Source organism: Streptomyces beihaiensis (assembly GCF_026274175.1).
Taxonomy (GTDB): Bacteria; Actinomycetota; Actinomycetes; order Streptomycetales; family Streptomycetaceae; genus Streptomyces; species Streptomyces beihaiensis.
In genome coordinates this window covers 38169-53864 of record NZ_JAPHNL010000090.1, presented here as the reverse complement: position 1 = coordinate 53864, position 15696 = coordinate 38169, and the positions used below count along the sequence as shown (strand labels likewise).

General features: G+C 70.1%; 13 protein-coding genes and 1 pseudogene. 6 read left to right on the top strand and 8 right to left on the bottom strand.

Annotation, left to right across the window (positions count from 1 at the left end):
* Positions 1–15 precede the first annotated feature (15 nt).
* The 5 genes from OFY01_RS10625 to OFY01_RS10605 all read right to left on the bottom strand — a co-directional run bounded on the left by OFY01_RS10625 (position 16) and on the right by OFY01_RS10605 (position 4430).
* Entirely contained in the window at positions 16–552 is a 537-nt protein-coding gene (locus OFY01_RS10625) for a GNAT family N-acetyltransferase (RefSeq protein WP_266598611.1), read from the bottom strand.
* Entirely contained in the window at positions 549–1529 is a 981-nt protein-coding gene (locus tag OFY01_RS10620) for a nucleoside hydrolase (protein WP_266598610.1), read from the bottom strand. Before OFY01_RS10620 ends, OFY01_RS10625 begins: the two co-directional genes overlap by 4 nt.
* A gap of 113 nt (positions 1530–1642) precedes the next feature.
* Positions 1643–3250 (bottom strand): monocarboxylate uptake permease MctP, encoded by a 1608-nt coding sequence (gene mctP, locus OFY01_RS10615; RefSeq protein ID WP_266598609.1) that lies wholly within the window; start codon positions 3248–3250, stop codon positions 1643–1645.
* On the bottom strand, positions 3247–3510 hold the full coding sequence (locus OFY01_RS10610; protein ID WP_266598607.1) for a DUF3311 domain-containing protein: 264 nt from the start codon (positions 3508–3510) through the stop codon (positions 3247–3249). Before OFY01_RS10610 ends, mctP begins: the two co-directional genes overlap by 4 nt.
* Positions 3511–3665: 155 nt before the next feature.
* Positions 3666–4430 carry a GntR family transcriptional regulator gene (locus OFY01_RS10605; RefSeq protein ID WP_266598606.1) on the bottom strand — a complete coding sequence of 255 codons (765 nt, stop codon included), beginning with the start codon at positions 4428–4430 and terminating at the stop codon, positions 3666–3668.
* A 431-nt stretch (positions 4431–4861) separates the two neighbouring features.
* Here OFY01_RS10605 and OFY01_RS10600 point away from each other — a divergent pair, with 431 nt between their 5' ends.
* From OFY01_RS10600 to OFY01_RS10585, 4 genes and pseudogenes are all read left to right on the top strand, one after another.
* Positions 4862–6133, top strand: a complete 1272-nt coding sequence (locus OFY01_RS10600) for an extracellular solute-binding protein (protein WP_266598605.1) — start codon at positions 4862–4864, stop codon at positions 6131–6133.
* 140 nt (positions 6134–6273) lie between these two features.
* The gene (locus OFY01_RS10595; RefSeq protein WP_266598603.1) at positions 6274–7284 is read left to right on the top strand and encodes a carbohydrate ABC transporter permease; all 1011 of its coding nucleotides are present in this window, start codon (positions 6274–6276) and stop codon (positions 7282–7284) included.
* Positions 7285–7364: 80 nt separating this feature from the next.
* Positions 7365–8168, top strand: coding sequence for a carbohydrate ABC transporter permease (locus tag OFY01_RS10590; RefSeq protein WP_266598648.1), 804 nt, complete (start codon positions 7365–7367; stop codon positions 8166–8168).
* Positions 8169–8177: 9 nt separating this feature from the next.
* Positions 8178–9764: pseudogene (locus tag OFY01_RS10585) on the top strand (glycoside hydrolase family 3 protein); the annotation flags it as partial.
* Positions 9765–9852: 88 nt separating this feature from the next.
* Here the strand turns inward: OFY01_RS10585 and nagB are convergent.
* Positions 9853–10638: a glucosamine-6-phosphate deaminase gene (gene nagB / locus OFY01_RS10580; RefSeq protein ID WP_266598601.1), complete on the bottom strand. Its 786-nt coding sequence runs from the start codon at positions 10636–10638 to the stop codon at positions 9853–9855.
* Between the two features lie 293 nt (positions 10639–10931).
* On the opposite strand from nagB, the gene OFY01_RS10575 reads away from it, so the two are divergent.
* Entirely contained in the window at positions 10932–12023 is a 1092-nt protein-coding gene (locus OFY01_RS10575; protein WP_266598599.1) for an SIS domain-containing protein, read from the top strand.
* 423 nt (positions 12024–12446) lie between these two features.
* On the top strand, positions 12447–13913 hold the full coding sequence (locus tag OFY01_RS10570) for a PAS domain-containing sensor histidine kinase (protein ID WP_266598647.1): 1467 nt from the start codon (positions 12447–12449) through the stop codon (positions 13911–13913).
* Positions 13914–14143: 230 nt separating this feature from the next.
* Here the strand turns inward: OFY01_RS10570 and OFY01_RS10565 are convergent, their stop codons facing one another.
* Together OFY01_RS10565 and OFY01_RS10560 are read right to left on the bottom strand one after the other, a co-directional pair.
* Complete coding sequence (locus tag OFY01_RS10565) at positions 14144–14401, bottom strand: WhiB family transcriptional regulator (RefSeq protein WP_016639615.1); 258 nt, start codon at positions 14399–14401, stop codon at positions 14144–14146.
* A gap of 320 nt (positions 14402–14721) precedes the next feature.
* Entirely contained in the window at positions 14722–15690 is a 969-nt protein-coding gene (locus OFY01_RS10560; RefSeq protein WP_266598597.1) for a diacylglycerol/lipid kinase family protein, read from the bottom strand.
* Positions 15691–15696: the final 6 nt, after the last annotated feature.

The window sequence follows — 15696 nt, the reverse complement described above, 5'->3', positions numbered from 1 at the left end:
TGTTGTGTCAGTCAGTCAGTCGGCGGCCTCGGCGAACCGGAACACGTAGACCATGAGCGTCACCTCCGGGATCGGAGCCCAGTCGCGCTCCGGGGCGCGGGTGAAGCCGAGGCGCTCGTAGAGGCGGTGGGCCGACGTGGCCACGGGAGGCGTGGACAGGGCGATGCCGGTCGACCCGGTCTCCCGCGCCCGGTCCAGGACGGCGCGGACCAGCGCCTCGCCCGCCCCCTGGCCGCGCGCCTTCGGGGCGACCGCCAGCATCCGGAACTCGGCCTCGCCGGGCCGGGCCACCTCGGCGTACGGGTGCTCGTGCGTCGGCACGTACGTGAGGCCGCCCACCACCGCGCCGTCCTGGCCCTCGGCGACCAGCACCTCGGCCTTGGCCGCGCGCTCCTCCACGTTCCGCAGCTCGTCCGCGTACCAGTCGTTCTCGCCGAACGTGAGCAGCCCGCCGTGCAGGTACGCGGCGGCGGTCAGCTCACCGAGCAGCTTGTGCTCCTGGGGGCGTATGGCCCTGACGACCACGGCGGCGCCGCCCGTGCCGCCGCTCACGCCGCCACCGGCCGCTTGAGCAGCGTGTTCACGAAGTCCTTGGCGAAGTCGCGCGGGCCGGTGCCCAGGGCGATCCGCCCGCGGTGCTCGGTGCGCGCGCTCACCAGCGGCGACTCGCTGTAGTACGGGCGCGGGTAGTCGGCGTCGTAGGGGATGAACACCGTTTTGCCGCGGGTGAGTTCGCTGGCCGTCTCCACGACGACCGTGCCGTCGGCGGCGGTCACGAAGGACTCGTCCGCGCAGACGCCGACGGCGAGCGGGTCGTGCAGCGGGCAGCCGGAGGCCGGGTCGTACGCGTTGAGGTACCAGCTCATCAGGCGGGAGGTGAGCGCCATGCCCTGGCCGGCCTCCTCCAGGGTGCGCAGGTCCTCGGCGTGGAAACGCCAGCCGTGTGTCGCGTCGAGGCCGACCATCGTGTACGGGATTCCGGAGGAGACGACCAGGTCGGCTGCGTCCGGGTCGGCCCAGGCGTTGAACTCGGCGACCGGCGTGATGTTGCCGGGCACCTCGGCGGCGCCGCCCATGAAGACGAGCCGCTTGACGCGGCGGGCGAAGCCGGGGTCCTCGCTCAGTGCGAGCGCCACGTTGGTCAGCGGGCCCGTCGCGCAGACCGTGAGCTCGCCCTCGTGCTCCCGCGACAGCCGCAGCATGGCCTGTGCGGACGACTCCGTCTGCTCCGGCGCCGTCGAGTCCGAGAGCTCCTCCGCGCCCAGGCCCGCGGGGCCGTGGAACTCACCGGCGGCCGCGTACGGCAGGCGGGTCAGCGGGCGGCCCGCGCCGCGGTGGACCGGGACGTCACGGTCGATGCCGAAGGCGCGGGCGAGGGCGCGGCCGTTGCGGAAGGTCTGGGCGGCCGGCACGTTGCCGCCGACCGTCGTGTAGGCCCTGAGGTCCCACAGCCCGGTGCCGAGCAGGTACTGGAGCGCCACGGCATCGTCGATACCGGGGTCGCTGTCGAGGACGATGGGGGCGGGCATGATTCCTCCGGGAGGGACGTGCTGGTCGAACGGCATCGGCCGCAACGGCAACCGTAACGGGACGAGCCCCTCCGCGGCGGAGGGGCTCGTCGGGTGAGGGGGTGAGCGGGAGGTCAGTGACCGGCCGCCCCCACGGTGGGCAGCTCCGCCTGGACCCCGGGGTCCCCGGCGTCGGCGGTGTAGTCCGACGCGGTCGTCTCGTCGATGCCCTCGGGGGCCTTCACGGCCTTGAGGACGAAGGTGCCGACCACGACCACGGCGATGTTCAGGACGAACGCCGTCAGACCGATGTAGCCGATCTGCCCGATGCCGGGGATCTTGTCGGAGGAGCCGCCGAAGTGCTTCTGGGTCGGCGAGGCCACCCCGTACGCGGCGAGCGTGCCGTAGATCATGCCGGCCGCCCAGCCCGCGAGCAGCGCCCAGCGGTGGAACCAGCGGGTGAACAGGCCGCCGACCATCGCGGGCATGGTCTGCAGGATCCAGATGCCGCCGAGCAGCTGGAAGTTGATCGCCACCGTCTTGTCCATGGTCAGGACGAAGGCGAGGGCGCCGACCTTCACGAGCAGCGACACCAGCTTGGAGACCTTGGTCTCCTGCTCGGGGGTGGCGTTGGGCCTGATGAAGTCCTTGTAGATGTTGCGCGTGAAGAGGTTCGCCGCCGCGATGGACATGATCGCCGCCGGGACGAGCGCGCCGATGGCGATGGCGGCGAACGCGAGCCCCGTGAACCAGGACGGGAACATGTGCTCGAACAGCAGCGGGATCGCCAGCTGGCCGTTCTTCACCTTGATCCCGGCCGCGATCGCCATGAAGCCGAGCAGCGCGAGCAGGCCCAGCATCAGTGAGTACAGCGGCAGGATCGTGGTGTTGCGTCGGATCACGTTGCGGCTGTTGGACGACAGCGTCGCGGTGACCGAGTGCGGGTACATGAACAGGGCGAGGGCCGAGCCGAGGGCGAGCGTGGCGTACGCCCAGTGCCCGCCCGCGGGTGGGATCAGGCCGCCCTTGCCCGCCTCCGCGAACTTCTTGCCCGCGGCGGCGAAGATGTCGTCGAAGCCGCCCAGCTTGATCGGGATGTAGATGATGGCGACCGCGATCACGATGTAGATCAGCGCGTCCTTGACGAACGCGATCAGCGCGGGCGCCCGCAGCCCGGACGAGTACGTGTACGCGGCGAGCACCGCGAAGGCGATCAGCAGCGGCAGGTCCTTCATGAACCAGTTGCCGCTGTTGTCGCCGCCGATGCCGAGGACGTCCAGGACCGCCTGGATGCCGACGAGCTGGAGGGCGATGTACGGCATCGTGGCGAGGATGCCGGTGACCGCGACGGCGAGCGACAGGCCCTTGGAGCCGAACCGGCCCCGCACGAAGTCCGACGTCGTCACGTACCCGTGGCGGTGCGAGACCGACCACAGGCGCGGCAGGAACGTGAAGATCACCGGGTAGACGAGGATCGTGTACGGCACCGCGAAGAACCCGGCCGCGCCCACCGCGTAGATCGCCGCCGGGACGGCGACGAACGTGTACGCCGTGTACAGGTCGCCGCCGAGCAGGAACCAGGTCACCCAGGTGCCGAACGACCGGCCGCCCAGGCCCCATTCGTCGAGCGAGGCGTTCTGCTCGGCCTTGCGCCAGCGGGCGGCCAGGAAGCCCATGACCGTGACGAGCAGGAAGAAGAAGAGGAAGACGGTGAGTGCCACACCGTTGACGCCGTTGTTCACGACCGGCCCCCCGACTTCCTGGTCCGCTCGTCGTACTGCCACAGCTTGTACGCGATCGCCATGAACACGGCCGCGATGATCACCCAGGAGACCTGGTACCAGTAGAAGAACGGGATGCCGATGAACGTCGGGTCCGTCCTGGTGTACGAGCCGACCCAGAGCATCGCCACGAACGGCGCCACAAGACACAGCGCGACGACAATGCGGACCGGTGTCACCACCGGTCTGCTCACTTCAGGCGCATCGGGCGTATTGGACATAGCGACTCCCGTCCCCTCGCAGGTCACATCTGGCCACGCCGAGCCACACTTATGTGGTGCTTAACGTGCGGGAAATCTAAGCGAGAGTCTCGCTCCACGGAAGCCCCGTCCGGACAACGGAACCGGTTCGGTTGCCCGTAAGGCCGCGATGTCCGTTATTCCGTGGGCCTCTTGAGCCGCGCCACGAACTTGTACCGGTCGCCTCGGTACACCGAGCGCACCCACTCGACCGGGTGACCCGAACCGTCGAGGGAGTGGCGCGAGAGCATCAGCATCGGCAGGCCCACGTCGGTGCCGAGCAGGCCGGCCTCGCGCGGCGTGGCCAGTGACGTCTCGATGGTCTCCTCGGCCTCGGCGAGATGGACGTCGTAGACCTCGGCGAGGGCCGTGTACAGCGACGTGTACTTGACCAGGGACCTGCGCAGCGCCGGGAAGCGCTTGGCGGACAGGTGGGTGGTCTCGATGGCCATCGGCTCGCCGCTGGCCAGGCGCAGCCGCTCGATGCGCAGGACCCGTCCGCCGGTGGCGATGTCGAGCAGTCCGGCCAGCGTGTCGTCGGCGGTGATGTACCCGATGTCGAGCAGCTGCGAGGTGGGCTCGAGGCCCTGGGCCCGCATGTCCTCCGTGTAGGAGGTGAGTTGCAGCGCCTGCGACACCTTGGGCTTGGCCACGAACGTGCCCTTGCCCTGGATGCGTTCGAGCCGCCCCTCGACCACCAGTTCCTGCAGCGCCTGGCGGACCGTGGTGCGCGAGGTGTCGAACTCGGCGGCCAGGGTGCGCTCGGGCGGGACGGGGGTGCCCGGCGGCATCGTCTCGGTCATGTCGAGCAGATGCTTCTTCAGGCGGTAGTACTTGGGCACGCGCGCGGTGCGGACGGGCGCCCCGCTCTCGTTCTCCGCACTGCTGACGTCGGTGCTCATCCTCCGCCTTCCGGCTCCGGTGCCGCTGCGGCCGACGTCCCGCGTCGGCCCGGGCTCACATCGTGGCACGGCTCGTGCGCCTAGGGCCGCCGCACGCTCCGTGATCCCTCCTTATACCGTCCGGCGTCCGTCTGGTCTAGTCCACCACTCGCGAGCGGGGCGCGCCGTCAACGTGCGCGCCCCGCTTGGAGGGTGTCGTTCCGGTAACGGTGACAACGTCCCTTCTCGGCCCCTTGACACTCCCATTGGTCTGGGCCAAGCTCCCGGTACTGGTCTAAACCATTAATGACCAGGTCCCAGTCCCATCAGCCGTGCTCGCGCACTCGCCTGGCCGTTGCGCGGGTACTCGTCGTATGTCCCGGTCGCATGTCCCGTAGGTCATCGCTGCTGTGGGTGGGGGGTGGGTTGCAGGCATCCCTGAGGAGGGTGACATGAAGCGCAAGCTCATAGCGGCCATCGGCATCGCCGGCATGATGGTCTCGATCGCCGCGTGCGGCGGTGGCGACAAGAAGTCGGGCGCCGAGCCCAAGGAGCTCACCGTCTGGCTGACGGTCGACGCCCAGAACAACTGGCCGGGCCTGGTCAAGGCGGCCGACGCCGCCGTCAAGAAGAACCACCCCGGCCTCAAGATCAACCACGAGTACTACGGCTGGCCCGACAAGAACACCAAGCTCGACGCCGTGCTCGCCACCGACAAGGTGCCCGACGTGGTCGAGATGGGCAACACCGAGATGCTCTCCTACATGGTCAAGGGAGCCCTCGCCCCGATCGACCCGTCGAAGTTCGACAACTCCGACCAGTGGCTCGACGGCCTCAAGGCATCGGTGACGTACGAGGGCAAGGAGTACGGCGTCCCGTACTACGCCGGTGGCCGCGTCGCCACCTGGCGCAAGGACATCGCCGCCGCCTCCGGCATCAAGTCCACGCCGAAGACGTACAAGGAGCTCACCGCGGACCTCGACAAGGTCCAGAAGAAGCAGGGCGACAAGTTCAGCGCCTGGTACCAGCCCACGCGCGACTGGTACTCGGCCATGTCCTTCGTCTACGACGCCGGCGGCTCCATCGCCAAGAAGGACGGCGGCCAGTGGAAGGGCAACCTCTCCTCGCCCGAGTCCCAGAAGGGGCTGACCGAGTTCAAGAACGTCATCGACAAGTACATGCACGGTGACAAGACCAAGGACGAGTCCGACCGCTACATCGTCTACGGCCAGGGCAAGTCCGACATGATCTTCGGTGCCGCCTGGGAGGGCGCGACCGCGGCCGACCCGAAGAACGACAAGACCGGCAAGCTCAAGGACAACCTTGAGAACTTCGTCATGCCCGGCCCGTCCGGCAAGGCCATGCCGGTGTTCCTCGGCGGCTCGGACCTCGCCGTTCCGGTGAAGTCGAACGCGCAGGCGCTCGCCGCCGAGTGGATCAACGCCTTCACCGGCTCCAAGGGCCAGAAGGGCCTGATGGCCAAGGGCAACCTGCCCAACAACAAGACGGACCTCGCGACCATGAAGGCCGACCCCAAGACCGAGGTCCCGGCCACCGCCGCCGAGTCCAACTGGTTCGTCCCCATGGCCCCGGGCTGGGGCCAGGTCGAGAAGGAGCAGGTCCTCCAGACCATGCTCCAGGACATCGGCACCGGCAAGAAGTCGGTCGCGGCCGCCGCCAAGGAAGCGGACGCCAAGATCGACAAGGTCATCAACACGAAGTGACCTGACCTCGGGACCCCGCCCCGGCGGCGGGGTCCCGGCGGCAGTACGGCTTTGCGCCGACGGGTGGCTTCGCACCACCTGACGGCTTTACGCCTGAGAGCTTTGCACCACCTGATGAGGGACCGCTGAGGAGTGCGCGGATGAGTGCCGCAGACACGACGACCGCCAAGACGCCGCCACCACCGCGGCCCACACCGTCGTCAGGAGCAAGAGGGGGAACCGCGCCCGGCGGCGGCCGAGCGCCCCGCGACCGGCGGCCGAAGCTGTCGGGGGCGACGCCCTGGGCGCTGCTCGCGCCCTGCCTGCTCGTGCTGATCGCGGTGCTCGGCTATCCGATGGCGCGTCTGGTCACCCTGTCGTTCCAGCAGTTCGGCCAGTCGCAGCTGTGGGGATTCAAGGACGCCCAGTGGGTCGGCCTCGCCAACTTCAAGGCGGTCCTCACCGACAGCATGTTCTGGGCGGTCGTCCTGCGCACCATCGTCTTCGCGGCGGGCGCCGTCATCCTGACGATGGTCATCGGCATGCTGCTCGCGCTGCTCCTGCAGCGGGTCTCCGGCTGGGTGAAGACCCTCATCAACATCGCCCTGGTGGCCAGTTGGGGCATGCCCATCATCGTCGCCACCACCGTCTTCAAGTGGCTCTTCGACTCCGACTACGGCGTGCTCAACGCGGTGCTGAGCAAGCTGCCCGGCGTCCACCTCGTCGGCCACAACTGGTTCGCCAGCGGCCCCCAGGGCCTCGCCGTCATCATGCTCCTCGTGATCTGGGGCGCCGTGCCCTTCGTGGTCATCACGCTGAGCGCGGGCCTCACCCAGGTCCCCAAGGAGCTGGAGGAGGCCGCGCGCCTGGACGGCTCCGGCGCCTGGGGCGTCTTCCGCTACGTCACCCTGCCCATCCTCAAGCCCATCATCGTCATGCTCACGACTCTGTCGGTGATCTGGGACATGGGCGTGTTCCCCCAGGTCTTCGTGATGCGCGGCGGCCACCCCGAGGACCAGTTCCAGCTGCTCACCACCTGGTCGTACAAGCAGGCGTTCCAGGTCAACGACTACAGCCAGGGCTCGGCGATCGCGCTGATCACCGTGCTGCTCATGCTGGGCGTGGTCGCCGTGTACATGCGCCAGATGCTCAAGATCGGAGAGGTCGAGTGAGCGCCACCACTCCCGCCGCCAACGCCACGCCCCCCGCCAAGGGCGCCGCCCTCGCCCGGCAGCGGCGCAGGAAGACCCGGATCGGCTGGAACGCCGTCGGTGTGCTGGTCTTCCTCATCGTGGGCTTCCCCGTCTACTGGATGGTGAACACGGCGTTCAAGCCCGCCAAGGACGCCATCGACCCCGACCCGAGCCTGCTGCCGACCGGCTTCACGCTCGACAACTTCCACCGCGCGCTGCAGATCGCGGACTTCTGGGGCCCGGTGACCCGCAGCCTCATCGTCTCGGTCACCGTCGTCCTCGTCGGCATCGTCGTCGGCATGCTGGCCGCGCTCGCGATCTCCCGGTTCGCCTTCCGGGGCCGCAAGGTCGTCATCGTCGCGATCCTGGCCGTCCAGATGGTCCCGCTGGTCGCCATGATCATCCCGGTCTTCCTGCTCCTCAACGACCTCGGCCAGTACGACAAGCTCAGCGGCCTGATCATCACGTACCTGACCTTCATCCTGCCCTTCACGGTGTGGACGCTGCGCGGCTTCATCGTCAACATCCCCAAGGAACTGGAGGAGGCCGCCCAGGTCGACGGCTGCACACGCACCGGAGCCTTCATCCGCGTCGTCTTCCCGCTGCTCGCCCCCGGCCTGGTCGCCACCTCCGTGTACGGCTTCATCCAGGCGTGGAACGAGTACCTGTACGCGCTCATGCTGATGAGCCAGAAGCACCAGACGGCCACCGTCTGGCTCGCCAACTTCACGACCAAGCACGGCACCGAGTACGCCCCGATGATGGCGGGCTCGACGATGATGGCCGTGCCGGTCGTCATCCTCTTCCTCTTCGTCCAGCGCAAGATGGCCGCGGGCCTGACCGCCGGCGCCGTGAAGGGATAACGCCAGCCGATGACCATCGCCACCAGCGCCACCGACACCCTCACCCGCGACGCGCTCGCCGTCCTCCAGCCCGGCTTCGCCGGCACCACCGCCCCCGACTGGGTGCTGCGCCGCCTGGACGAGGGCCTGGCGTCGGTCGCCCTCTTCGGCCGCAACGTCCGCACCCCGGACCAAGTGGCCGCCCTGACCGCCCAGTTGCGGGCGGAGCGCGGCGACGTCCTGGTCGCCATCGACGAGGAGGGCGGCGACGTCACCCGCCTCGAGGTCCGCACGGGGTCGTCCTTCCCCGGTAACCACGCCCTCGGCGCGGTCGACGACCCCGCGCTGACCCGGGACGTCGCCTACGCGCTCGGCCGCCGCCTCGCCGAGTGCGGCGTCAACCTCAACTGGGCCCCCTCCGCCGACGTCAACGCCAACCCCGACAACCCGGTCATCGGCGTCCGCTCCTTCGGCGCGGACACGGCCCTGGTCTGCCGCCACACGGCCGCGTACGTCGAGGGCATGCAGGCCGCCGGTGTGGCGGTCAGCACCAAGCACTTCCCCGGCCACGGCGACACGGGCGTCGACTCGCACCACGCCATGCCACGCATCGACGTGGGCGTGGACGTCCTGTACGAGCGTGATCTCGCGCCGTTCCGCGCGGCCATCGCGGCGGGTTCACGGGCCGTGATGAGCGCACACATCCTGGTCCCGGCCCTCGACCCGGACCGCCCGGCCACGCTCTCCCGCCGCATCCTGACCGGGCTGCTGCGCGAAGAGCTGGGCTACGACGGCCTGATCGTCACGGACGGCATCGAGATGAAGGCCATCTCCGCGCGGTACGGCATCGAACGCGGCAGCGTCCTGGCCATCGCCGCGGGCGCGGACGCCATCTGCGTGGGCGGCGGACTGCACGACGAGTCCACGGTCCACCGCCTGCGCGACGCACTCGTCGCAGCCGTCCGCACCGGCGAACTGCCGGAGGAACGCCTCGCGGACGCGGCCGCACGGGTGCGCGGCCTCGCGGAGTGGGCGAGGGGCGCCGGCGCGGGCACGGCGCGTGCGCCGGAGGCTTCCTGGGGCGAGGTCCCCGCCGACGTGGGCCTGACCGCGGCCCGCCGGGCTCTGCGGGTGACGCGGGGGAGCGGAGGAACCGCGGGAACCGGGGAAACCGAGGTAACCGAGGGAACCGAGGGAACCGGGGAAACCGCAGGAACGGGGGAAGCGGGAGATACGGTCGGCTCGGCACAGGCGCCGGCAGGCGGCGCCCCCGTACATGTGGCCGCCTTCTCGCCCGTGGCCAACAACGCCGTGGGCGACGAGACCCCGTGGGGTGTCGCCGCCGAGCTCGAGCGGCTCCTGCCCGGCACCACCACCGGCTCGTACGCGGGGCCCGACGCCGGCGGCGCCGCCCTGGCCGCGGCCGACGGGCGCCGCATCGTGGCCGTGGTCCGCGACGAGCACCGCCACGACTGGATGTCCCGGGCCCTGGACACGCTCCTCGCCGCCCGCCCGGACACGGTCGTCGTCGAGATGGGCGTCCCCCAGGCCCCGCCCCGCGGCGCCCTTCACATCGTCACCCACGGTGCCGCGCGGGTCTGCGGCACGGCGGCGGCTTCGTACGAGCACCGAACGGATCCGGCCGCTCCTGGTCGGGGACGGGCCGGATCCGCCGGGCGGTCTGTCAGGGCGCGCCGGAAAGGCTCTAGAGACCCTGCCACTCGGGCTTGTTGGTGTACGTGTGCCGGAAGTAGTCCGCCAGCTTCAGCTTCGACGCCGCCGCCTCGTCCACGACGACGGTCGCGTGGGGGTGCCGTTGCAGCGCCGACGCGGGCACGACCGCCGCCACGGGACCCTCCACGGTCGCCGCGACCGCGTCCGCCTTGCCCTCGCCGGTGGCGAGCAGTACCAGGTGCCGGGCTTCGAGGATCGTGCCGATGCCCTGCGTGATGACGTGCCGCGGCACCTGGCCGACGTCGCCGTCGAAGAAGCGCGCGTTGTCCTTGATCGTCTGCTCGGTCAGCGTCTTGATCCGGGTGCGGGAGGCCAGCGACGAGCACGGCTCGTTGAACCCGATGTGCCCGTCCGTCCCGATGCCGAGCAGCTGCAGGTCCACGCCGCCCGCGCTGGCCAGCGCCGCGTCGTACGCCGCGCACGCGGCCTGCACGTCTTCGGCACTGCCGTCGGGTCCCATGAACGATCCGGGACCGAGCCCGAGCGGCTCCACGACCTCGCGCAGTACCGTCGCCCGGTAGGACTCGGGGTGCCCGGCGGGCAGTCCCACGTACTCGTCGAGCTGGGCGATCCGCGCCGCCGAGGCGTCGAGCTCACCGGCGCGCACCTTCGCCGTCAGTGCCTCGTAGACGGGCAGCGGGGTCGAGCCGGTGGCCACGCCGAGCAGCGCGTCGGGCTTGCGCCGCAGCAGCTGGGCCACGGCCTCGGCGATCAGCTCGCCACCTGCCTTGGCGTCCGGAACGATCACAACTTCCACGCTGGGCCTGCCGTTCTGGTCGGAGAGTCGGTAGTCGGTCGTGGGCCGGACGGCGAACGGACCGGCCCACGATGGTGCGCATGTGGTATAGACCAATCTAGCAGAGCGGTGCCCCGCCGGTCAGGCCGACGCGGAATCCGATGTCGAATCCGGCGCCGGAATCCGCCGCGGAATCCGCCGCGATCCATGCTGTGCGCTCGACCGGTCCCCGGCACGTCGAGGGGCGGACGGCCCGGGCAGCGGCCACAGTGGAAGGGGCCAGAACCGCAGCGCCGACCCCGGAGGTGCCCGCAATGACTGCCATGCCACCCGCCCCGCCCGCGCCCGGCCCCGCGGACGGCGCGGAGCGGCCGGGCCGGATCATGGAACGGGAGATCCGTGAACAGCCGGACGCCCTGCGCCGCCTCCTGGGCGCGGGCGCGCCCCGGATCCGGGAGGTCGCCCGGCAGGTGGCCGCCCGCGGCCCCCGCTTCGTCCTGCTCGCCGCGCGCGGCACCTCCGACCACGCCGCGCTCTACGCCAAGTACCTCCTGGAGATCCGGCTCGGCCTGCCCTGCGGCCTGACCTCGATGTCCACCACGACGGCCTACGGCGCCCGGCCCGACCTCAGGGACGTCCTCGTCGTCACCGTCAGCCAGTCGGGTGGCTCGCCCGACCTGGTCGCGTCCGCCAAGGCCGCCCGTGCGGCCGGTGCGATCACCCTCGCGGTGACCAACAACCCGGACTCCCCGCTGGCGGCCGTCTCCGAGTACCACATCGACATCATGGCGGGACCGGAGAAGGCGCTGCCCGCGACCAAGACGTACACGTCGTCACTGCTCGCGCTCTACCTGTTCGTCGAGGGGATGCGCGACGGCGACGCCTCCGCCGCCGCGCCGCTGCCCGACCTCGCCGCCGAACTGCTCGACCGCCGGGACGAGGTGCGGCTGCTCGCCTCCCGCTACCGCTTCGCCGAGCGCATGGTGATCACCTCCCGCGGCTACGGCTATCCGACCGCCAAGGAGGCCGCACTGAAGCTGATGGAGACCAGCTACATCCCCGCCCTCGCCTACTCCGGCGCCGATCTGCTGCACGGACCGCTCGCCATGGTCGACAACATCTCCCCGGTCATCGCCGTGGTCACCGACGGCAAGGGCGGAGCCGCGCTGCAGCCCGTCCTCGACCGGTTGCGCGGGCGTGGCGCCGACCTGATGGTCGTCGGTCCCGCCGCCCAGGTGGAGCGGGCCTCGGCCGGTTTCGTGATGCCCGAGCCCGGGGTGGCGGAGGAGGTGGAGCCGGTCCTGGAGATCCTTCCGCTGCAGCAGCTCGCGTACGAGGTGACCATCGCGCGCGGTCAGGACCCGGACGCGCCGCGCGCCCTGGCGAAAGTCACGCAGACGCGGTGATCCCAAGACGCCCGGGAGTGCGTAGGGTGTCGGTGGAGTGAGCAGGATGTCTGTACGGGTCTTCGTCCGGTGTGCGAGCGCTGTGTGAGCACTGCGTGAGTACTGGAGGAAGAGACGACAACAATCCTGCGCCGAAGCGTGGACATCGGAGAATGGTCTAGTCCACAATGCGTAAACGAAGACCTCCGCCCTCCCCGCACAGGAGGACGGACAGAGGGACCGACGCGCTCTGCCCTGACTGCGTCGGCTCCTCGATCGGCGTCCGGGACCGCACACCCGGTAGCCGAAGCACCTGAAGGGCTGCGGTGCTGGGGAAGGGTTGAGGGTCCCGACCCCCGGCGCCGCGGCCCGTCGGTCTTTTCGGGGGCCGTCGGTCTTTCCGGGCCCGCCCGACCTGCGGGTACGCTCGGGCTCGTGCCCTCCATGAACGATCTCGTACGCCAGCACACCGCTCTCGGCGACTCCGACCTCGAGTGGCTCCACCTGCTGGTCTCGGAGTGGCAGCTGCTGGCCGACCTCTCCTTCGCCGACCTCGTCCTGTGGGTGCCCACGAGGGACGGGACGCGCTACGTCTCCGTGGCCCAGATGCGCCCCAACACCGGGCCGACCTCCTACCAGGACGACATGGTCGGCCACCTGGTGCCGCGCGGCCGCCGCCCCATGCTGGACGCCGCCCTCGACGAGGGCCGCATCGTACGCGAGGGCGACCCCGAGTGGCGCGAAGAGGTCCCGGTGCGGGTGGAGTCCATCCCCGTACGCAGGGAGGGCCGGGTCCTCGGCGTCATCGCGCGCAACACGAATCTGCTGACCGTCCGCACGCCCTCGCGCCTGGAGCTGACCTATCTGCAGTCGGCGTCCGACCTGGCGCAGATGATCGCCGCCGGATCGTTTCCGTTCCCCGGTCAGCAGGTCGACATGGACGCGTCGCCGCGAGTGGGCGACGGTCTCATCCGGCTCGACGCGGACGGCGTCGTCCAGTACGCCTCGCCCAACGCCCTGTCCGCGTACCACCGGCTCGGCTTCTCCGCCGACCTGGTCGGCCACCATCTGGGGCGTACGACGGCCGAGCTCGCCCCCACGCACGGCCCGGTGGACGAGGCGCTGGACAAGGTCGCCAGCGGCTGGGCGCCGCGCGAGTTCGAGATCGAGGGCGACGAAGGATCGATCCAGCTGCGGGCCATTCCGCTCAAACCCAAGGGCACCCGGATCGGCTCCCTGGTGCTGCTGCGCGATGTCACCGAACTGCGCCGCCGAGAACGCGAGTTGATCACCAAGGACGCGACCATCCGGGAGATCCACCACCGGGTGAAGAACAACCTTCAGACCGTCGCGGCGCTGCTCAGGCTCCAGGCGCGGCGTATCGATTCCGTGGGCGGGCGCGAGGCGCTGGAGGAGGCGGTGCGGCGCGTGGGCTCCATCGCGATCGTGCACGAGACGCTGTCCCAGAACCTGGACGAGCGCGTGGAGTTCGACGAGATCGCCGACCGGGTGCTCGCCATGGTCGCCGAGATCTCCCCGGGCAGGGTGACGGGACGGCGCAGCGGACGGTTCGGCATCCTGGACGCCGAGGTGGCCACGCCGCTGTCCATGGTCCTGACGGAGGTGCTGCAGAACGCCCTGGAGCACGGCTACCGGCAGGGCGACACCGGCACGGTCGAGGTGTCGGCGGTGCGGGGCGGCACGTCCAAAGAGGCGCGCCTCCTGGTCACGGTCCAGGACGACGGCGTCGGCCTGCCGGACGGCTTCGACGCCAAGAGCGCGGGCAACCTGGGGCTGCAGATCGTACGCACCCTGGTGGAGGGCGAGTTGGGCGGCACCTTCGACATGGTCCCGGCGCCCGGACGCGGTACCCGGGTCGTCCTCGACGTTCCGGTACGCAGCCAGAAGTAGCCGTTCGGCCGGGCGGGGGCCGGTGGCCGCACACAGCAGTGAGCCCCGGACCGTCGGACGGTCCGGGGCTCACTGCACGCGATGCTCGGGTCTGCCATCCCGGGCTGAGCCTGGGGGAGCATGGGGGGTACTGCGCGCTGCGGCTCGGGGGCGGGAGATGCGTGCGGAGCACCGGCGGACAATCCGCCGGGACACGCGCCGCCGGGCTCAGGCTCGTACGGGGTGGGGAATCAGGCGGAGGCCTGACGGGCCCGGTTGCGAGCGGCGCGGCGCTTCATGGCGCGGCGCTCGTCCTCGCTGAGGCCACCCCAGACGCCGGAGTCCTGGCCGGACTCAAGCGCCCACTGCAGGCACTGCTCCATGACGGGGCAGCGGCGGCAGACGGCCTTGGCTTCCTCGATCTGCAGCAGCGCAGGACCGGTGTTGCCGATGGGGAAGAAGAGCTCGGGGTCTTCCTCGCGGCAAACGGCGTTGTGACGCCAGTCCATGGCTGCTACCTCTCCTTGAGTTACGTGCAAGTTGCTTGTGAATGTGAACGCTTTCACGAATCCCTCAACAAGTGAAGGGACGGACGTCACATCTGCGACGGGTGTCCGCTGCTTTGAGGAGGGGATTCGGGCTCTCTGTGGGGGGCCGGTTTTGCGGCCCGTCCCGAGCGCCACGTAGAGATTCGCAAACCTCGGCGGCGGATACAACCCCTTCTGGAAAGTTTTTTTTGATTCCTCGGTGTCGACTAGGTCACAGCCGTACTTCCATGGGGTGGAGCCTGGCCCAAACGTTCGAGATAAAGGACTTTCAGCCCTTCCACTCACACAATCACACGCAGTGCACGGCGTACGCCTGTGAACGCCACGCTCGTGCGCAGCCCCAGGTGGTCGCCGTCCATCTGAAGGGGCAGGGGCGCCTTCGAATGCAAGGTGAAGTCGGTCAGGTCGTGGAGCGTGACCGCGTTCTTGCCGTGCGGTCCGCGCTCGGGCGACGAGGTCAGCAGCTGGGCGCCGTAACGGGCTACGGCCGGAGTCGAGAGTTTCTTGAGTCCGAGCACGTCAAGCCCGGTGTCGAAGGACGCCCGGGGGGTCGGGAACAGCGGCCGGTTGCCCAGGAACGACCACGGGGAGGTGTTGCTCACTATGGAGACGACCAGATCGGTGATCGGGTCCTCGCCCGGCCGTTCGAGCGTGATCGTGCCGTGCCGCCGATCGGGTTCTCCAAGGAACTGACGTACGACCTGCCGGACGTAGAGCGCATGAGTCGAACGTTTGCCGCGCTCGCGCTGCTGCTCCACCCTGCCGACCACGCCCGCGTCGAAGCCGAGGCCCGCGCTGAACGTGAACCAACGGGCCGGCACCGCCTCGTCCTCGGTGCCCGGCGCGCCCGCGGCCAGACCGAGACCCACCGTGCGCTGCCGCCCCTCGCGCAGGGCGTCCAGGATCTGGCCGGTGGCCTCCACCGGCTCGTTGGGCAGGCCGAGGGCGCGCGCGAAGACGTTCGTGGAGCCTCCGGGGACGACGGCGAGGCCCGGCAGCCGGTCCGGGTCGGGGCCGCCGTGCAGCAGGCCGTTCACCACCTCGTTGACCGTGCCGTCGCCGCCCAGGGCGACGACCAGCTCGATGTCCTCGCTGTCGGCTGCCTGCCGGCCGAGGTCGCGCGCGTGCCCTCGATACTCGGTCGTGACCGCCTCGAGTTTCATCTCACTCGCCAGCGCGTGGATCAAGACATCACGCGTGCGCTCGCTGGTGGTGGTTGCCGCCGGATTGACCACGAGAAGTGCACGCATGCGCAG

Coding starts and splice junctions, on each gene's coding strand:
- OFY01_RS10620 (WP_266598610.1), bottom strand. CDS start 1,529: ATGCCCGCCCCCATCGTCCTCGACAGCGACCCCGGTATCGACGATGCC.
- OFY01_RS10610 (WP_266598607.1), bottom strand. CDS start 3,510: ATGTCCAATACGCCCGATGCGCCTGAAGTGAGCAGACCGGTGGTGACA.
- OFY01_RS10605 (WP_266598606.1), bottom strand. CDS start 4,430: ATGAGCACCGACGTCAGCAGTGCGGAGAACGAGAGCGGGGCGCCCGTC.
- OFY01_RS10600 (WP_266598605.1), top strand. CDS start 4,862: ATGAAGCGCAAGCTCATAGCGGCCATCGGCATCGCCGGCATGATGGTC.
- OFY01_RS10595 (WP_266598603.1), top strand. CDS start 6,274: ATGAGTGCCGCAGACACGACGACCGCCAAGACGCCGCCACCACCGCGG.
- OFY01_RS10575 (WP_266598599.1), top strand. CDS start 10,932: ATGACTGCCATGCCACCCGCCCCGCCCGCGCCCGGCCCCGCGGACGGC.
- OFY01_RS10570 (WP_266598647.1), top strand. CDS start 12,447: ATGAACGATCTCGTACGCCAGCACACCGCTCTCGGCGACTCCGACCTC.
- OFY01_RS10565 (WP_016639615.1), bottom strand. CDS start 14,401: ATGGACTGGCGTCACAACGCCGTTTGCCGCGAGGAAGACCCCGAGCTC.
- OFY01_RS10560 (WP_266598597.1), bottom strand. CDS start 15,690: ATGCGTGCACTTCTCGTGGTCAATCCGGCGGCAACCACCACCAGCGAG.